The organism is Undibacterium sp. SXout7W (assembly GCF_049339385.1).
Classification (GTDB): Bacteria; Pseudomonadota; Gammaproteobacteria; order Burkholderiales; family Burkholderiaceae_D; genus Undibacterium.
On sequence record NZ_JBMPPF010000001.1, the window covers coordinates 124,406 to 143,169 of the forward strand.

Genomic DNA, 18,764 nt, shown 5'->3' on the forward strand with positions numbered 1-18,764 from the left:
ACTTCAGGCAACTAAGCTGGCAAACGGAGTTTGATCATTTTGCCAGCCACGCGCCCTGTGTTTTTCCATGCTGGGTCGTGGCATCGTATTGTTTGTCCTGCATATTCCCCGTGCGGATTAATTGCTGGGCAAGGTCATTTGCGCTGGCCTCCAATACCTGACAGTTGGGCATTTCAGGTAGGGAGGCAATGGCATTGTCGATCGCCCTGGCAGTTTCTTTTCCGTTCGCAAAGTGCCCCATTTCATGGCTGCTTAATGCGGTCAGATATTGATTAAATTGCGTCATCGTTGCCGTATCGGCATTGCTGAGACTGGGTAAGGTGATATTGCCGCTGAGGTCAGTTCTGACTGAACTGATACGACATGCACCGCCGGGGCTGGTTTTCCAGCGGAAACTCCAGTTGATATGCCATTTGGTGTAGCCATGAAAAATTTCGCCATTTTCGCGTATCGGCGATGCTGCATTCATTGCTGAGCGTAACTCACCACGGCTGACCGTACCAACACGATAGTTGGTCATGGTCAGTGTTTCTGTGACTTCAGCCTGTGCCTGTAGCGCAGGTAGTAATGTTGTCAGCAACAACAATGTGGTAGTGATCCTGTGGTCAAACATCGAAATGAAATTCAGTGAGCTCAGAGAGACTCAGGACAGGAAGGTGAATACTAATGCCAGCGCGGCAGGCAAGGCTTGAATGAACAGAATTTTACGACTGGCGGTAACCGCACCAAAGATACCGGCAATCAGTACGCAAAGCAGAAAAAAAACCTGCACGTCTCGCCCCTGTGTTCCCATACTTAATGCCCAGAACAGACCTGCTGCAAGGAAACCATTGTATAGCCCTTGATTCGCCGCCAGCACTTTGGTTGCGGCAGCAGATTCTTTGGTCTGGCGAAAGGCTTTCATGCCTGCTGGTTTGTCCCATAAAAACATTTCCAGTATCAAAAAATAGACATGCAATACAGCAATCAGTGCGACTAACAGGCTGGCGATCATTGACATGGATATACTTTCAAAAGTAGGTAAAGTCGTTGTTGATTGTGCTGAGATGGGACTGCACGTGTTGACACAGGGTAGAAGGGAAATCAATCCAGCCAGTTGACCCGCGTGAACTTGGCGCGAAAATCATCGGGCATAGAAACGACCTTTCCCTGACGATAATCAAAAAAAACAAAACCAGATTTTGCCATTGCCACCATGGCGTTGTCTGCCGGACGAGTGATGCGGAAAGTAATGTCACCGCCGTATTTATTAAAATCCATCACACCGACTTCAAATAGTAACTGGTCGCGTGCGTGGGCCTCTGCTTTGTAGGTCGTTGCCAGATCAGTCACGATAATACCCGTGCCGTTTCCGGCAGTTTCCCGTATGCCAAACTCATATAAAAAACGTGCTCTTGCTTCAGAAATCATCGATATCATGGAATCATTACCAAGATGATTTGCACCATTGATATCCGTCACGCGAACGGTCAGTTGAGTGGAGTAATAGTATTGGTCTTCTGGGAAACGGAGCTGCATTCTTGCCATGGTCTTGCTTTCATCCTGATAATTGCAGCCAGTATTGTACCGTGAGCATCATTATTTGTTGGATATGACCGATGTGTTTTCATCATCTGTCGTCATCGGCTCACTCTGTGAGTTTGCCAAGGAGGATGGATAGCGCGTAAAATGTGACGTTTACGGCTGGCTTCGTTATGTATTGAATATGCAACATCACCTGAACAATATCAGGCTCCTGCCGCTCCAGAACTTCCTCAAGATTGAACTCCTGTATGTCTGATTCCAAACCTGCTGACAGCGTCAAGCCGCTGTTTTATGACCCAACTGAGCGCCGTATACGTAGCTTTGTCACTCGTGCCGGACGCTTGTCTGACGCGCAGGCAAGAGCCATCGAAACCTTGGGGCCGCGCTACTGCATCCCATATCAGAAGGCATTGCTGGATATCGATGCGGCTTTTGGTCGCCATGCCCCGACGGTATTTGAAATCGGCTTTGGCATGGGAGAAACCAGTGCGAAAATTTCGGCAGGTATGCCGGAAAAAAACTTTATCGGTGTAGAAGTGCATACGCCGGGTGTGGGTAGCTTGCTCAAGTTAAGCGATGAAATGGGCTTGCAAAATCAACGCATTATTCAGCATGACGCCTTTGAAGTGCTGACGAACATGATTGCGCCTGAGTCTTTGCATGGTGTGCACGTGTTTTTTCCTGATCCGTGGCACAAGGCGCGTCACAATAAGCGCCGCCTGATACAGGGGCCGCTGGTGACTTTGCTGGCTTCAAAGCTGGCGTCTGGCGGTTATCTGCATTGTGCGACTGATTGGGAAGAATACGCAGTACAGATGTTGGAGGTGTTATCCGCTGAACCTGCTCTGGAAAATACGGCAGAAGGGTATGCACCTCGCCCTGATTATCGCCCTGTTACCAAATTCGAGAATCGTGGATTGCGTTTAGGACACGGTGTATGGGATTTGGTTTTCCGTAAAAAATAATCACGGTACAACGCTTGAACTTCGCTTCGACTGCGCTTGTGTAGTTTCAGGCGGATACCGGTTTCACAAAGAATCGCTACCACGCTGTTGAGGCGGTTGACGTTAGTCCAGATCTATTCAGATGAGCCGATCTCGCTACCGGTATTTGTTTGTAATGGCGAAAGCAAGTCTTGCAGGTCTTGCTGGTTGAATTTTTCAGCGAATGCCGTGTCGCTGCCAAGAATACCTTCCGCCAGGCGGGCTTTGCGCGATTGTAGTTCGAGGATTTTTTCTTCTATGCTGCCCTGAACAATCAGGTGGTAAATAAAAACCGGCTTTAACTGTCCTATGCGATGCGCGCGTGCATTCGCCTGTTCTTCGACCGCTGGATTCCACCACGGATCCATATGGATCACGGTGTCTGCTGCAGTTAAATTCAAACCGACACCGCCTGCTTTGAGGCTGATCAGCATGATCGCTTTTTCTTTATTCTGAAACCGTTCCACTACTTCTGAACGTTGATGCACGGGCGTGTTGCCAGTCAGCGTCAGATAAGGCAAATCGAGAGTTTCAAGTTCGCTGGCAATCAGTTCCAGCATCGTGGTGAATTGGGAGAAAATCAGAATCCTCCGACCTTCTGCGATCAGTGAAGGGAGCATCCCGATAAGCAATTCCATTTTTGCACATTCGATGTCATTGACCTTGCCATTGTTAATGCTGTGAAGCAAACGCGGATCGCAACATACTTGCCGTAATTTCAGCAAGGCATCAAGAATGCTGATGTGTGATCCGGCAAAACCTTTTTGGCGGATCAGGCGTCTGATTTGTTCATCAGCTGCGACCCTGACGCTTTCATACAGATCGCGCTGTTTTCCTTGTAGCGTTATTTTTTTAATGGCGACGGTTTTCAGTGGTAATTCGCTCGCCACTTCGTCCTTGCGTCGTCTCAAAATAAAGGGGCGTACCCGCTTTGCCAGCAAGTCTGCACGCGATGTTTCACCATTGACTTCGATGGGTTTGCGCCATTGTCGTTGAAAGCTGCGTGAGTCGCCGAGGAAGCCGGGCATCAGAAAATCAAACTGCGTCCAGAGTTCCGCCAGATTATTTTCTAGTGGTGTGCCGGTCACACAAAGCCGGTGTCTGGCCTGTATCCGGCGTACTGCTCCGGCACTGCGGCTGGTGGCATTTTTGACTGTCTGCGCTTCGTCCAGCACCAGCAAATGAAATGACTGGCGACGTAATATATCCAGATCACGCCAGAGCAGCGGATAGCTGGTCATCACTATATCGACATGAGGAATCGTTGCAAATAAGGTGGAGCGTTCCGGGCCTTGCAGACTCAGCACGCGCAATTGCGGCGTCATGCGCTGTGCTTCTGCCTGCCAGTTAAACAGCAGTGAACTTGGCACGATAATGAGAGCGGGCTGTTGCAGTCGTCCTGCCAGTTTTTCGGTCAGGATGTGTGCCAGCACCTGCGCGGTTTTCCCCAGACCCATGTCGTCAGCCAGAATGCCAGCCAGATGTTGCTCGCGTAGATATTGCAGCCATGCCACACCGTGCAATTGATATGGTCTGAGCGTGATGCCCAGACCTTCCGGTGAGGGAATAGCTTGCACGCCGCCACTCTGTTGCAGACGCGTGGATAATGCCTGTAGACCGGCTTGCCCTTGTAATTGCCATGCACCATGCGCACCGGCTCGGCTAGCCTGCGACTCTGATTCTGACTGCGACAGGCTCATGCGCAGAGATTCCAGTCTTTCCTGATCCCAGCCAGCGAGTGGCAGCGGTCCCGTTGGTTGGCGACTATCGGTGAGCATATCGAGTAAATGCGAGACAATCGCTTTCAGCGGTGCCGCAGGTGCGTCGATACGGCGGCCACCGGGCGCCCGTAGCCGTATCGTGGCTGCATCATCAATCTGCATCAGCTTTTTGGCATCCAGCCAGCGGCGATCATGTTTGAGTAAATGTGCCAGCATGGGAACGAGATCCAGTGTTTCGCCTTCAATCTCAACTCCCAGACTGAGCATCCATGACCCTTCACGCGCTGGTAAACCCAGTGCCGTGATGCCCGGTGAGCGGGAGCGCATGGTTGCCGCAACGGTTTTTCCGGCAATGTCGCCACTCACGGGATCAAGAATCAGATGCCAGGCATCGACAGTGACACTCTCATGCGCAAAGCCGGGACGTACCTGTATCAGCCAGCCTTGTTCCTGCAATCGTGGGCACTGATCTGCCCAGAAATCAGAAAAAAAATCTTCCTGTAATAAACTCCACAGTGGGCCATGCGCGATGCTGTCAGGCATCTGCTCTGAACGCCATTGCAATGTATCGGCAGGGAGCGGATGCAGGCCTGCCTCCCAGACCAGGTCGAGTGCATCGGCTTCAGCATCGAGATCACGCAAGATGGTGTAAGGCTGATGTTGCGCATCGAATAGCGTGTGAGTGGCGTGTGGACGCCGGTTCAGTAATGTTGTCGGTGCCGGTACTTCCCAGTGTAACTGCTCACCAGCCTGATAAAGCCAGTCTATCTGTACGACTGTGACCTGACCGCCGCGTGGACCAAAATCGCCGCTGGGGCGCATGCCCAGCAAACCATCGCCACGATGCAGGGTCTGTAAGCTCATGCGGGGACGAAAATGTCCCTGCAATTCATTGGCGTTCAAAACACACCTGCAAATGACCGAGCGTGCCAAACGCCATATTCATCGGCGTATTGAAAGGTACATCCGGGCTACCAGCGTAGGAACCGGTGATGATAACTTGACCTGCGGCGAGTCCCTGGCCGCGACCTCGTAGAAACTCCTGTAACCATATTAGTGGTGCCAGCGGGTCGCCAGCAGGATGTTTGCCATGTTGATGCAGCAGGATGTCTTGTCCTGCATGGATTTGTATGTCGAGCTCCTGCGCGGCGAATGCGGCATCCAGCGGGATGCGCGGCCCAAGATAGACGCCAGCATTAAACAGGCTATCAGCCAGGTGTTCCGTAAAACTGACGGTATCCGCATGCTCATACCGTGTGGCGATCAGTTCCAGTGCTAGATGCGCGCTGCTGATCGCCTGACGAATTTCTGCCATGCTGTAGGGTTGTGCTCGCGATGGCAGATCCTGTCCGACAACAAAGGCGATTTCCGGTTCTATACGTACTGATTGCTGTCTGGTGTGCACGATGCAATGGGTGCTGTCGGATTGTCGATATAAGGTGTTGCCATGCAGCGCGGCGATGACGATGCGATCGGCGGAAGGTAGTCCGCATTTCCAGCCAGCTATGCTGATTCCGGGAGCAGAAGAAATCTGTTGTTGTATCGCCAGTGCCGAAGCAAGATCGCCAGGTCGACAGCTCTCTGGTAAACGTGGACCTTGCGTGTCCTGAAGGCGGCGTAAGCTGAGTATGCGTGCTGCCTCCTGTATCGCTTCACAGGAAAGAATTGTCTTGGAATTGCTCATATCGCATCCTGAAATTAAACGATAAGAATTAAACGGTAAAAATTAAACGGTAAAAATTAAACGGTAAAAATCACGGATTGTACTTGGGTTCCGTTGTCTTGCGCTGTCCTGGAATGTGCCGCTGCTCTTGCTTTGCTTCACCTGACTTGCCACCTATGGCTTTGTCGGTTGTTTGCGCTGCATGCAGAAGCGTATTTGTTATTGCCACCAAAATCCGCGACCGTTCCCGTTGTTTGCGTCAGCAGATTCATCGCAGCCGTCACGGCGAGCTATGATTTCAAACGCAAGTCGTCAAGGAGCAGGAATGCCTTCTTGCTGTCGCCATTGTTTCAATAGACCCAGCCGTGATTCAGGATAGCTCTGGTTCGTCATCTGTATCGCCTGAATGCGATCGGTACGGAAATGCCGGAAATCTTCGCGCAGCTCACACCACGCAACAATGACCCGTACATGATCAAAAAAAGCCAGAGCGCAAGGCCAGATTAAACGTTGGCTGATTTGCCCTCGCTCATCGTGATATTCAATGTGGATCTTTTGTTGTTGACGTATTGCCTGTCGTATCTGTTTCAATTGTCCGTTATCGCTGAGTTGCTGTGTAGTCGGGCCAATCATGAGACCGCTGCTGTCTAACTCATGTCTGCTTGCTGCCGGAAGAACCGCTGCAATTTTTGCCAGCGCATCCCGCGCCGCCATTGCCAGTTGATGATCAGCACGTTCTGCTACCCAACGCGAACCCAGCGTGATCGCTTCTATTTCTTCCACAGAAAACATCAATGGCGGTAGTGTAAAACCCGGTTGTAAAACATAGCCCAGTCCCGCTTCGCCCTCAATGCGCGCGCCCTGTTGTTGCAAGGTAGCGATATCCCGGTAGATGCTGCGCAGGCTGATACCTAGTTCGCGTGCCAGCTCTGCACCAGTGAGGGGGTAGCGGTGACGACGAAGAATTTGCATCAGTTGCAGCAGGCGTTCTGTCCTTGTCATCAGCGTCTCCTTCCGATGTCGGGAGTGTTTCCCGCTCTGGGTTCAATCGTTGTTTGCAGCCATTGTGTTGTGCGACTGTTGTGGTTGTTGATGTGCTTTAAATGCGCACCATTGCGCTATTAGTGCGCAGCCGTTCCTTCGATCAGGGTCAGAATATCTTTGCCGTAACTGTCCAGTTTTTTGTCGCCCACACCGGAAATGGCGCGCAATGCTGTCAGTGTGTGCGGCGCAACGCGCGCGATTTCACGCAGGGTGGCATCCGGGAAAATCACATACGCCGGAACATTATGCGTGCGCGCGGTTTCTACCCGCCACCAGCGCAACTGATCAAACAGCGTTTGTTCCTCGGTGCTGAGTTGTGTTTCTTCATAATCCTTCGCCGATTGCCGTTTATGCTTCACCGCTTTTTCTGCTTTTTTATACTGACGTAAAGCGATACGGACTTCGCCACGCAAGACAGCTCTGGATTCTTCGGTCAGTTTCAGTGCGCTGTAATTATCGTAATCCACGGCAACCAGACCGAGTGCAATTAATTGTCGTAGCAAAGCACGCCATTCTGCTTCACTTTTATCTGATCCGATACCAAAGGTGGAGAGTTGCTCATGTCGCCATTGCTGTACCCGTTCGGTATCAATGCCACGCAAAATATCAATCACATGACCGGCAGCAAATCGCTGATCGACACGGTAGACGGTAGAGAGAATTTTTTGTGCAGCAATCGTTCCGTCAAACGAGGTGGGCGGACTCAGGCAGGTATCACAGTTGCCGCAGGGTTCTGATGCCTGACCGAAATAATCGAGAATATGAACACGACGGCAATTCAGGGTTTCGCATAGTGACAGCATGGCTTCGAGCTTGACGCTTTGCACACGCTTATAGGTTTCGTTGGCCTCGGACTCATCGATCATGCGTCGTTGTTGCACCACGTCCTGCAAGCCATAGGCCATCCACGCATTGGCACTGCCGCCATCGCGTCCGGCGCGCCCGGTTTCCTGATAATAGCCTTCTATGCTTTTGGGCAAATCCAGATGCGCGACAAAGCGTACATCGGGTTTGTCGATTCCCATGCCAAATGCGATCGTGGCGCACATAACAATGCTGTCTTCCCGCAGAAAGCGCGCCTGATTTTTACTGCGTTCGCTCATCTCCATACCTGCGTGATAGGGCAGGGCAGTAATGCCGTGTTCGCATAAAAATTCTGCGGTTTCTTCGACTTTTTTTCGTGACAGGCAATACACGATACCTGCATCGCCATTGTGTTGTGCCTGAATGAAGTCGAGTAACTGCTTGCGGCCATTCGCTTTTTCTACGATCTGGTAGCGGATATTCGGACGGTCAAATGAGGCAACAAACTGCAGCGCGTTTTCGAGTTGCAGACGGTGAATGATTTCGTCGCGGGTTTGCTGATCGGCAGTCGCGGTCAGCGCAATTCTCGGCACATGCGGGAAACGTTCATGCAGAGTGGAAAGGCGGATATATTCAGGGCGGAAATCATGCCCCCATTGCGATACGCAATGGGCCTCATCAATCGCAAACAGGGCGATGTTAACGATTTCCAGCAATTCCAGACAACGTTGGGTCAGCAGACGTTCTGGCGCGATATAGACGAGATCAAGATCGCCTTCCCGCATTTTTTTTTCGACTGCCAGAATCTCATCAAAGGTCTGGGTCGAATTTAAAAATGCTGCTCTGACGCCCACTTCGGCCAAGGCATCGACTTGATCCTGCATCAATGCAATCAATGGCGACACCACGATTCCCACGCCATTGCGGATGAGTGCTGGTATCTGATAGCACAGGGATTTGCCGCCCCCGGTCGGCATCAGTACCAGCGCATCGCCGCCGTGTACCACATGCTCGACAATCTGCCCTTGCTGCGAACGAAAGGCTGGGTAGCCGAAGATCGTTTGCAGCAGGTGTAATGCCTGTTCGCTGGTAGAACTGCTGTTACTGCTGTAATTGTTGTCGCTGCTGTTATTCACTACTTAATCAGCCCAGACAATCGTACCTGTGTAGGCGGTAATCAGAATCATGATGCCGAAGGCAATCCGGTACCAGGCAAAGACATTGAAGTTGTGCGAGCTGATGTAACGCAGCAGCCAGCGCACGCAAAAGAAGGCAGAAATAAATGCTGCCACGGTGCCGAGACTGAACATCGGCAGATCGGCCATCGACAGGTCTTCACGTGCTTTGTAGAGCGAATACACGGTTGCGCCCAGCAATGTCGGAATCGCCAGAAAGAAAGAAAATTCAGTCGCTGCTTTGCGTGATAAACCAAAAAACATGGCACCGATGATTGTGGCGCCGGAGCGGCTGGTGCCCGGGATGAGCGCCAGAGACTGCGCCAGTCCGATTTTTAAGGCATCCATGATGCTCATATCATCGACTTCGTTAATCCGCGCCGGAATATGTTTGCTGGCAGCTTCGGATTGTTTGCGCTCCATCCATAAAATAATCAGACCACCGATGATGAATGCCAGCGCAACCGGAACAGGTGAAAACAGTACGGCTTTGATTTTTTTGGAAAACAGGACACCCAGAACCGCCGCCGGCAGGAAGGCGACCATCAGGTTCAGCGCAAATTTACGGGCTTTCGCATCGTTCGTCAGTCCCGATAAGACGCTGGCGATTTTTTTGCGATATTCCCAGCAGACGGCAAAAATCGCACCAGCCTGAATGACGATTTCGAACACCTTCACCGTTTCGCCCGTAAAGTTGAGCAGGCTGCCTGTCAGGATCAGGTGGCCAGTGGAGGAAATAGGCAAAAATTCTGTCAGACCCTCAACAATACCCATGATGAGGATTTTGGCGGCAAGCAATAAGTCCATAATGTGCTGAAAAAAAGGGAGTTTTGATCGGCACGAAGCTTAACATGGCAGCTGGTCTGTCTGCCGGAAAATTATTTCGCTCAAAATCGGTTTTTGTCAGTAGAAATGCCGCTCAATATGGCCTCCCGTCGGCATACTCCCCCTCATTTTTATCAAAATCATTCGCTCGTCCATATATTTAAAGGTGTGCTATAGATACTCCCTCTGAGTATATTTATTGCCTGTTGGGGCTGGCGGCTGCCTTTCGCCACTTGTGTGGTGTCCGCGTATGGCTATGGTGCAGGGTCTGGCGATGGCGGGCTGATGCCGTGGCCTTTGCGGGCGTCGCAGCCAGAGACGTGCCTCAATGCAATCATTGCCCGCATGGGCAGATGTTTGCACGCCGGAGCAGCATGCCGGTTGCGCAGGCAAGTCGACAATGCTGCAACGGTAATCGTTCATCGGAGAATCGCTGCGCTTTCAATGCTGCACTATTTCATTCCCGGCATGAACATCAGTCTTGCCGGTATGAGCGTTAGTGCTTCTTTTGCGCCTCTTTAGTGACTCTGCAAGGATTCTGCGATGACTGCTTGCCATGCGGAAGTCGGTTTGCCGATGAGCTTGCTGAGTTGTTGTTCATCGTCAAATAACGCACCCTTGGATGCACCGGTATCAGAATCCGCCAGAAGTTCGGCAAGCGTTTCAGGCAAGCCAGCGCCGATGAGTGCTTTTTTATAATCTGCTTCGGCCAGGTTGATATAGGGAATAGACTTGCCACTTTGCCCGGATATCTCCGCCGCAAACTCACTGAGGGCGTAGGAGCTATCGCCTGCGAGTTCATACACCTTTCCTGCCTGATGATGGCTGGTCAGTACAACGGCAGCAGCTTCAGCGTAATCTACGCGGCTGGCGGACGAGATTCGCCCTTCGCTGGCGCAGCCATATAGCGCACCCAGTGACAGCGCCGCACCAATGCCCATCGCATAATTTTCGGTATACCAGCCGTTACGCAGCAGGGTGAATGGCACTCCGGACGCTGTGATCGCAGCCTCTGTTTCCCGGTGTTCCCCGGCCAGCCCAAGTATGGATGTGTCGGCGTGCAAGACGCTGGTATACGCGAGCAGTTGTACGCCCACGCGTTGTGCTGCATTGATCACGTTACGGTGCTGCTGGGTGCGCTGTCCGATGTCGCTGGATGAAATGAGCAAGACTTTGTCGACGCCTTGCAGTGCTGCATCCCAACTGGCTGGTTGGTTGTAGTCCGCCTGACGAACGCTGACACCGAGTGCGGCAATATCCTTCGCTTTTTCTGTATTGCGCACAATAGCGATAATGTTGGTGGCAGGAATTTTCTTGATTAATGAGGTGATAACGAGACGGCCTAGTTGGCCGGTGGCGCCTGTGATAGCGATCATGGTGTCTGCCTTTTCTTTCATGGTGATGTCGTGGTGATAACTTATTGAGGTACGGTGAATGAAGAATATCAGTTATACTTACTATTCGTAAGTACGCACCAAAAGGTAAGTGATATGGCTGAAATAGAAACCGGCAAACTGGCAGGGGTTATGCGTCGCGGAGATGTACTTGCTGCGCAATGTCCTTCGCGCAAAATCCTCATGCATGTGACTAGCCAGTGGGGAATACTGGTGCTGATGGCGCTCATGGAGGGAACGCATCGTTTCAGCGAACTACGTCGCAAAATAGGCGGTGTAAGTGAAAAAATGCTGGCCCAGACGCTGCAACAACTGGAGCAGGACGGATTCATCCTGCGCGTGTCGTATCCGGTAGTGCCTCCGCATGTAGAGTATTCGCTGACTCCTTTGGGCGACGGCATCGGTCGCCATGTGGAAGCGCTGACTGACTGGATTGAACATAACCTGCCAACCATCGTCGAAGCGCAGGCAAAACAGCCAGCCAGGCAATAACAGAGGGCAATGGCGCTCCATGTGCAGTTATCGCGCTGTGCACATCAGGGGTAGGCGCATTTGCGTGCTATTGCGGGCGCGATAAAACTGAAATGAAGGTGGAATGAGGGCAGAATCGTGGTGATATATCGTCAAACAGCGTTGGCGCTCATTACAACTGTTCTACTGCCTTGCCACTAGCGGACGGCTGTTAATGTTTCCAGGTTCGCCAGCCAGATCAAGGCATGTTCTCTGGTTTCGCCACACATCTCCGCAGAGGGTTGCAGGCCGGAGCAACAAGCAGGCCTCTCAGCTTGCCCAAAAATATTGCAACGAAAATCGCCCGATAGTTGTATGCACGGCTTACCCGCAGGTTTCCCGGCACTCATGCCAGGAATGGAGCTGGATATGGAGGGAGCAATGCAACAGGCTCCACAGTCAGGTCTACAGTTCATAGGGCGATTACTTTTTAGTTGGTATGGTATTCAACACGTCGATGCTCGGGCTGCTGTCCGGCAATGAACGTAATGAACACAATGATGCAGCAGGCGGCGCATTGTACTGGCATCCGTTGATTCTGACATTTGGCGACATGGTTTGGCAGGTTTATTCCCCGAATCTGACAGCTCGTCGCATCCGACTGGCGTTTGTCATTCTGTTACCTCAAGATGCTTTCCACTGACTGACAAGCCCTTGAACACGCGTGCTGTGTACATACTACATATGGGCTGCAGACGAGCAGACGATGTGATGTGGCTCGATAGTCGTGCAAGTAGTCGTGCAAGTCGGCGGCGGAATTGGTAGCAGGTGCCATTTTACCTTTACAGGCAATCAGGAATGTTTGCTTGACGCTATTTTGCGGGAGGATTATATTACTGACTCAAAAGTAAGTTAATTGAGTTGTTATGATTTCATGCCCATTTAAGCCCCGCTGGGAGCGTCGCAAAGATGCGCGTCCGCAAGAATTATTAGCTGCGGCGCTGGATTTGTTTGTAGAGCGGGGTTTTGCTGCCACTCGTCTGGATGATGTCGCGCGCGCTGCCGGTGTCTCCAAGGGTACGTTATACCTGTATTTTTGCAGCAAGGAAGAATTATTTAAGGCCGTGGTCAGGGAAAGCATTGTCCCTATTATTGGTGAGGCAGAAGATACTCTGAGCCAGTTTGATGGCAATAGCGGCGATTTATTCCGCCTCATGGTCAGCAACTGGTGGGAAAAAATGGGGCTGACGAAATTATCCGGCCTGCCGAAGTTGATGATGGCCGAAGCTTGCAATTTTCCTGATCTGGCGAAATTTTATCAGGATGAAGTATTAAATCGGGCAGATGCACTGATGATGGAAATTTTACGACGAGGCATTGCCCGTGGTGAATTCCGGGCAATGTCGGGGATCGATCTGGAAGTGAATGCACGTTTGCTGACTTCGCCTGTCGTCATGATGATGATCTGGAAGCATTCACCCGGCGCATGTCAGATTCAGCCACAAGAGCTGGGTATGTATCTGGAAAATTACATACAGATGGCCTTGCGCAGCATTGTGATCTGAGTGCCGAAGCTGCTGAGTCCGCTGAACCCGCTGTACTGATGTCGCATCAGTACATTTGTAATTGTAATCAGCATCATGATCTGCATTGTCTTCAGCGCGTCTGTCTGTTTAGCAGCAATATTCTATGTTTTCTCTGCGCTGATGTGAGCGCGGATGCTAGTATCAACGCCCCAATTCAAATAAAAAATCTTGGAGACAAACGAACATGCTTAAGCGTCGTGGAATATGGATAGTTGTGCTGGTGTTGGTGATTGCTGGTGGCGTGATACTCGGTAAGAAAAAATCGTCTGACACTGCCCAGACAGCGGCTAAAGTGCCAGTCACCACAGCGCCTCAAATGCTAGAATTTTTGCCGAGTGACATCGCTGTTGCTCAACAAGGCGATGTCAGCAAACTGCTTTCTTTATCTGGTGCATTGCGGGCATTTAATCAGGCTACCGTCAAAGCAAAAGTCGCTGGCGATGTGCGTGAGGTGCTGGTGCGTGAAGGCGAAGCAGTTCAGCAAGGGCAGGTTGTGGTCCGGATGGATACCGGCGATTTTGAAGCCCGTCTGGCGCAGGCACGAGGTGCGTTGGCAGCTGCTCAGGGACAGTTGGAAATTGCCCGTCTGGCACGCGATAACAACAAGGCTTTGCTGGATAAAAATTTCATTTCAAAAAACGCTTTTGACAACGGTAACAATCAGTACGAGATTGCGCTCGCCAATGTTGATAGTGCAAAAGGTGCGGTGTCCGTTGCGCAAAAAGCGTTGGCGGATACCTCCATACATGCGCCGATCACCGGACTGATCAGCAGTCGCACGGTGCAGCCGGGTGAAAAAGTCGCAGTCGATATTCGCTTGCTGGATGTCGTTGATCTGCGCACCATGGAAATGGAAGCGCCGGTGCCGACGCAAGATATTGCCAACATTAAAATCGGTCAGCAGGTGCAACTGGTGATCGAAGGTGTCGCCGATAAAGTCAATGGAAAAGTGACGCGGATTAATCCGGCAACCGCAGCTGGTTCGCGATCTATCATGGCATATATTCAGATCGCTAATCCTGAAGGCATATTGCGTGCGGGTATGTTCGGCGAGATGCAATTGGTCGTTGATAAAAAGAGCGGCGTCCTGCTGATCCCGCAGACGGCAATACAGCAAGATACGACGCAATCCAGTGTGTACGTCATTGAAAATAATCTGATCCAGCAAAAGACGGTGCAACTGGGGTTGAAGGGCGACAGCAATGGTGTTCCGGTTGTCGAGGTGTTATCTGGTCTGGCCAAAGACAGCAAAGTGATCAAAACCAATCTGGGCAGTCTGCGCAGCGGTTTGCCTGCCAGAGTTGCGCCTGTTACGGGTAAGGTGTAAGCCATGTGGTTCACACGTATCAGTATCGGTAATCCGGTTCTTGCCACCATGATGATGCTGGCCTTTGTGGTACTGGGTCTGTTTTCTTATCAACGTATGCGGGTCGATCAGTTCCCCGATATTACGTTTCCTGTGGTGGTGATACAAACGGATTATCCGGGTGCAGCGCCGGAAACAGTGGAATCGGATATCACCCGAAAAGTGGAAGAAGCGGTCAATACCATTAATGGCATCAGCGCGCTGACATCACGGTCGTATGAGGGATCGTCGGTCGTTATCATGGAATTTGACCTGACGATCGATCCTGCTCAGGCTGCGCAAGACGTGCGCGAAAAAGTGGCGCTGGTCAAATCTGCTTTCCGTAAAGAAGTCAAAGAACCTCGTGTGACCCGATATGATCCGGCTGACCGGCCTATCTTTTCGGTATCGGTGACGAATGATGACAAAATTAAAAAACGTGATTTCAGAGAGCTGTCAACGATCGGTGATCAGCTGGTTAAAAAACGTCTGGAAAACGTTCGTGGTGTCGGCTCTGTCACTCTGGTGGGTGGTGTCAAGCGTGAAATCAAAATTTACCTGAAACCCAATGAACTCGAAGCGCTGGGGCTGGGTGTTGATCAGGTTATTACCGCAATCCGCAATGAAAATCAGGAACTTCCTACCGGCGCCATCCGTTCTCTGGACAATGAGAAAGTAGTACAGATTCAGGGGCGACTGAAGAACCCGCAGGACTTCAGCAAAATCATTGTTGCACGGCGTGGTGGACAATCTGTTTTCCTGTCGCAGGTCGCCAGTATTATTGATGGTCAGGAAGAGCAGGAAACACTGGCGCTGTTTAATGGTCAGCGCACTGTCGCACTCGATATTCTGAAAGCGCAGGGACAAAACACAATTGAGGTGGCAAACGGCTTGCTCGAAGCATTAAAAACCATGGAGCCTGAGCTGAAGACTTTATATCCTGGTGTGAAGGTGCAGGTCATTAAAGATGGTTCACGTCAGATACGTGTTGGCGTAGAAAATGTCCGCCGTACACTGATCGAAGGCGCTGTGCTGACGATCATGATCGTGTTTCTTTTCCTGAATTCCTGGCGTTCCACCGTCATTACCGGACTGACATTGCCTGTTGCTTTGATCGGTACTTTCCTGTTCATGGATATGTTTGGTTTTACCATCAACATGATTACGCTGATGGCGCTGTCCCTGTGCGTGGGATTGCTGATCGACGATGCGATTGTGGTGCGTGAAAATATCGTCCGTCATGCCGGTATGAAGGTGAATGGCAAGTTCAAGGATCACCATACGGCAGCGCTGGAAGGTACGGCAGAGATTGGTCTGGCTGTGCTGGCGACGACGTTCTCGATTGTTGCTGTTTTTTTGCCAGTCGGTTTCATGGGGGGCATTATTGGGCGCTTCTTCCATCAGTTTGGTATTACTGTCACGGCGGCAGTGCTGATTTCTATGTTCGTGTCGTTCACGCTGGATCCGATGTTGTCATCGATCTGGCCTGACCCCGATGTGCATGGGCATGAACATCGGGGAAAACGCAAGGGTATTTATGCCAACACCATAGGACGCGTACTGGAACAGTTTGAACGTGGTGTGCAATGGTTTTCTGCGCTGTATCAGCAAATGTTGCGCTGGTCGCTGAAGCACCGGGTCAAGACACTGCTGATCGCGTCGATGACGTTCTTTGTCGGCCTTGCGATTCCTGGAACAGGATTGATCGGTAGTGAGTTTGTGCCGCAGGCAGATTATTCTGAAACCGGCATCACTTTTTATACTCCCGTGGGTTCTTCGATTGAATTGACAGAAACCAAAGTGCATCAGGTGGAAGCCGTGCTGAAAGAGTTTCCGGAAGTCGTAGACACCTACAGCACCGTCAATACTGGTTCGGCACAAGGCAAAAACTATGTGACTACGTTTATCCGGCTGGTGCCACGCAAGGATCGCAGCCGTACGACATCGCAGATGTCGATCCCTTTGCGTAATCGTTTAGCGCAAGTAGCAGGAATTACGGTCACGCATATCGGTGCGTTGGATGGCGTAGGAGGCGACAGCAAGCAAATGCGATTCAGTTTACAGGGAACGGATTTGAAAGAGCTGGGGCGTTTGTCCGTCGAAGTGCAGAATAAATTAAAGGCGATTCCTGGCATCGTGGACATCGATTCCAGTCTGAAAGCAGAAAAACCGACTATTTCTGTCACACCTAAACGTGACCTTGGCGCTGATCTTGGTGTGGGGGTTGCCCAGATAGGGAATGCCTTGCGTCCTTTGCTGGCGGGTGAAGCAGCGACCACCTGGCGCGCCCCGGATGACGAAAACTACGATGTATCCGTACGCTTGTCACCGGATGACAGAAATAATCCTGATGACTTGTCACGTCTGATGTTGTTGAGTTCACAGACCAATGCAGATGGCTCCCCCAAAATGGTGCCCTTACGTCAGGTGGCAGATATCCGTATGTCTACCGGCGCGAATCAGATTAACCGTCGTGATCTGAACCGGGAGGTCGAGATTTCTGCCAACGTGGTAGGTCGTTCCGCAGGGCAAGCTGGCGTTGATGTGAAAAAAGCACTGGAAAGTATTCAATGGAAGCCGGGTTACCGCTTCAAAATGGGCGGCGCCACTAAAAACATGAATGAGTCGTTTGGCTACGCTTTATCGGCGCTGTTACTGGCGGTGATTTTCATTTACATGATCCTGGCGTCGCAGTTTGCGAGTTTCCTGCAACCGGTAGCGATTATGTCTGCTCTGCCGATGACATTGATCGGTGTGTTTCTGGCTCTGATGTTCTTCCGTTCCACGCTGAACATGTTTTCTATCATCGGCTTCATTATGTTGATGGGATTAGTCACCAAAAATGCCATTTTGCTGGTCGATTTTGCCAATCAGGCAAGAAAAGAAGGCAAAGAGCGGGTTGAAGCGCTGTTGGAGGCTGCGCATGTGCGTTTGCGCCCTATCCTGATGACAACTTTGGCGATGGTGTTCGGGATGGTACCACTGGCGTTTGCCCTGACCGAAGGTTCAGAGCAGCGCGCGCCGATGGGGCAGGCGGTGATTGGCGGGATTATTACTTCTTCATTGCTGACGCTGGTCGTTGTACCCGTCATTTATACCTATCTGGATGATCTGGGGCAGTGGTTCACACGAAAATGGCGAGGTAATCCGCAATGAGTCCGCAATGACGGCGAGCGCTTTGATAAAATGCGGTTTCCCGATTAATTACGCAACCGAGTGAAAAGATGAATATCGAACAAGCCCGTTTCAACATGATAGAACAACAAATCCGCCCTTGGAATGTCTTGGACAAGGCAGTGCTGGACATGTTGATCGTCGTTAAGCGTGAAAATTACTTCCCAGAAGCCCAGAAAAGTCTGGCGTTCTTCGACACGGAATTGCCTTTGCCAGGCAATACCCATGCAATGACGCCTAAGCTGGAAGCCCGTATTGTTCAGGAACTTGGTCTGAAAAAACAGGATTCTGCATTGCTGATTGGTGCATCTACAGGTTACGTGGCGGCATTGATGGCGCATTTGGCACGTCATGTGACGGTGCTGGAATCGTCTGCAGAACTCAAAGACCTGGCCGCCGGCAATCTGAACAAAGATGGCGTACGCAATGTGGATCTGATTCAGAGTAACGGCCTGACCGGCAAACACACAGGCACGTATGATGCGATCGTGGTGGCGGGTGCTCTGGATGTCATTCCGGAAACACTGAAAAAACAACTGAATGTTGGTGGTCGTTTGCTCGTGATTGTCGGACAGTTACCGATGATGACGGCGCAGCTGGTGACACGTACATCAGAGAGCGCATTTGAAACCCGTATTCTGTTTGACACAGTGTTGCCTGCATTGCCAGGTGCGGAAATCGCTTCCCGCTTTGTCTTCTGATCATCACCGGTTCGCTCTCTACGATATCTGATTATGCAAAATATTACTGCAACTGAATTGGCTCAATGGCTGGCGGATACGACTAAAAATCCTCCGCTGTTACTTGATGTCAGGGAACCTTGGGAATATGAAACCTGTCATATCAGCGGCGTTCAGCTGATGCCTATGCAGACAGTTCCCGCCCGTTTTAATGAGCTGGATCCAGATGCGGTTATTGTCTGCATTTGCCATCACGGCGGTCGCAGTATGCAAGTGGCGTCTTTTCTGGAGCGTCAGGGTTTTACCCAGACAATTAATCTGACCGGTGGTGTGCATGCCTGGGCACAGCAAGTCGATCCGGAAATGCCAACCTATTAACTTATTTTTATCGATTCG

The 18,764-nt window shown here is 51.1% G+C and carries 18 protein-coding genes; 8 read left to right on the forward strand and 10 right to left on the reverse strand.

Translation table 11 applies throughout. The features are described 5' to 3' along the window. Window positions 1-34: 34 nt before the first annotated feature. From ACO0LB_RS00530 to ACO0LB_RS00540, 3 genes are all read right to left on the reverse strand, one after another. Window positions 35-613: a DUF922 domain-containing Zn-dependent protease gene (locus ACO0LB_RS00530; protein WP_423045430.1), complete on the reverse strand. Its 579-nt coding sequence runs from the start codon at window positions 611-613 to the stop codon at window positions 35-37. Between the two features lie 30 nt (window positions 614-643). Then, window positions 644-1,000 (reverse strand): DUF1304 domain-containing protein, encoded by a 357-nt coding sequence (locus tag ACO0LB_RS00535; protein WP_423045431.1) that lies wholly within the window; start codon window positions 998-1,000, stop codon window positions 644-646. A gap of 83 nt (window positions 1,001-1,083) precedes the next feature. Then, the gene (locus ACO0LB_RS00540) at window positions 1,084-1,527 is read right to left on the reverse strand and encodes a thioesterase family protein (RefSeq protein ID WP_423045433.1); all 444 of its coding nucleotides are present in this window, start codon (window positions 1,525-1,527) and stop codon (window positions 1,084-1,086) included. A 245-nt stretch (window positions 1,528-1,772) separates the two neighbouring features. Between ACO0LB_RS00540 and trmB the strand changes: the two genes are divergently transcribed. Then, entirely contained in the window at window positions 1,773-2,489 is a 717-nt protein-coding gene (gene trmB / locus ACO0LB_RS00545) for a tRNA (guanosine(46)-N7)-methyltransferase TrmB (RefSeq protein WP_423045435.1), read from the forward strand. 113 nt (window positions 2,490-2,602) lie between these two features. Here the strand turns inward: trmB and ACO0LB_RS00550 are convergent, their stop codons facing one another. The 6 genes from ACO0LB_RS00550 to ACO0LB_RS00575 all read right to left on the reverse strand — a co-directional run bounded on the left by ACO0LB_RS00550 (window position 2,603) and on the right by ACO0LB_RS00575 (window position 11,115). Further along, on the reverse strand, window positions 2,603-5,092 hold the full coding sequence (locus tag ACO0LB_RS00550) for a DEAD/DEAH box helicase (RefSeq protein ID WP_423045437.1): 2,490 nt from the start codon (window positions 5,090-5,092) through the stop codon (window positions 2,603-2,605). Window positions 5,093-5,117: 25 nt separating this feature from the next. Next, entirely contained in the window at window positions 5,118-5,912 is a 795-nt protein-coding gene (locus ACO0LB_RS00555; RefSeq protein ID WP_423045439.1) for a fumarylacetoacetate hydrolase family protein, read from the reverse strand. Between the two features lie 291 nt (window positions 5,913-6,203). Further along, window positions 6,204-6,893: a helix-turn-helix transcriptional regulator gene (locus tag ACO0LB_RS00560; protein ID WP_423045441.1), complete on the reverse strand. Its 690-nt coding sequence runs from the start codon at window positions 6,891-6,893 to the stop codon at window positions 6,204-6,206. 119 nt (window positions 6,894-7,012) lie between these two features. Continuing rightward, on the reverse strand, window positions 7,013-8,875 hold the full coding sequence (gene recQ / locus ACO0LB_RS00565; RefSeq protein ID WP_423045443.1) for a DNA helicase RecQ: 1,863 nt from the start codon (window positions 8,873-8,875) through the stop codon (window positions 7,013-7,015). Between the two features lie 3 nt (window positions 8,876-8,878). Then, window positions 8,879-9,721, reverse strand: a complete 843-nt coding sequence (locus ACO0LB_RS00570) for an undecaprenyl-diphosphate phosphatase (RefSeq protein ID WP_423045445.1) — start codon at window positions 9,719-9,721, stop codon at window positions 8,879-8,881. 536 nt (window positions 9,722-10,257) lie between these two features. After that, a complete protein-coding gene (locus tag ACO0LB_RS00575) occupies window positions 10,258-11,115 on the reverse strand; it encodes an SDR family oxidoreductase (protein WP_423046110.1) in 858 nt (285 codons plus the stop codon). Between the two features lie 114 nt (window positions 11,116-11,229). Between ACO0LB_RS00575 and ACO0LB_RS00580 the strand changes: the two genes are divergently transcribed. Further along, entirely contained in the window at window positions 11,230-11,625 is a 396-nt protein-coding gene (locus ACO0LB_RS00580; protein WP_423045447.1) for a winged helix-turn-helix transcriptional regulator, read from the forward strand. Window positions 11,626-11,801: 176 nt separating this feature from the next. Here the strand turns inward: ACO0LB_RS00580 and ACO0LB_RS00585 are convergent, their stop codons facing one another. Next, complete coding sequence (locus ACO0LB_RS00585) at window positions 11,802-12,059, reverse strand: YkgJ family cysteine cluster protein (protein ID WP_423045449.1); 258 nt, start codon at window positions 12,057-12,059, stop codon at window positions 11,802-11,804. A gap of 23 nt (window positions 12,060-12,082) precedes the next feature. On the opposite strand from ACO0LB_RS00585, the gene ACO0LB_RS00590 reads away from it, so the two are divergent. From ACO0LB_RS00590 to ACO0LB_RS00615, 6 genes are all read left to right on the forward strand, one after another. Continuing rightward, a complete protein-coding gene (locus ACO0LB_RS00590; RefSeq protein ID WP_423045451.1) occupies window positions 12,083-12,286 on the forward strand; it encodes a hypothetical protein in 204 nt (67 codons plus the stop codon). Window positions 12,287-12,509: 223 nt separating this feature from the next. Beyond that, on the forward strand, window positions 12,510-13,148 hold the full coding sequence (locus tag ACO0LB_RS00595; protein WP_423045453.1) for a TetR/AcrR family transcriptional regulator: 639 nt from the start codon (window positions 12,510-12,512) through the stop codon (window positions 13,146-13,148). Window positions 13,149-13,353: 205 nt separating this feature from the next. Further along, window positions 13,354-14,496 carry an efflux RND transporter periplasmic adaptor subunit gene (locus tag ACO0LB_RS00600; RefSeq protein WP_423045455.1) on the forward strand — a complete coding sequence of 381 codons (1,143 nt, stop codon included), beginning with the start codon at window positions 13,354-13,356 and terminating at the stop codon, window positions 14,494-14,496. 3 nt (window positions 14,497-14,499) lie between these two features. Beyond that, window positions 14,500-17,670, forward strand: a complete 3,171-nt coding sequence (locus ACO0LB_RS00605; RefSeq protein ID WP_423045457.1) for an efflux RND transporter permease subunit — start codon at window positions 14,500-14,502, stop codon at window positions 17,668-17,670. A gap of 68 nt (window positions 17,671-17,738) precedes the next feature. Continuing rightward, window positions 17,739-18,389: a protein-L-isoaspartate O-methyltransferase family protein gene (locus ACO0LB_RS00610; RefSeq protein WP_423045459.1), complete on the forward strand. Its 651-nt coding sequence runs from the start codon at window positions 17,739-17,741 to the stop codon at window positions 18,387-18,389. Window positions 18,390-18,422: 33 nt separating this feature from the next. Further along, window positions 18,423-18,746, forward strand: a complete 324-nt coding sequence (locus ACO0LB_RS00615; RefSeq protein WP_423045461.1) for a rhodanese-like domain-containing protein — start codon at window positions 18,423-18,425, stop codon at window positions 18,744-18,746. Window positions 18,747-18,764 lie beyond the last annotated feature (18 nt).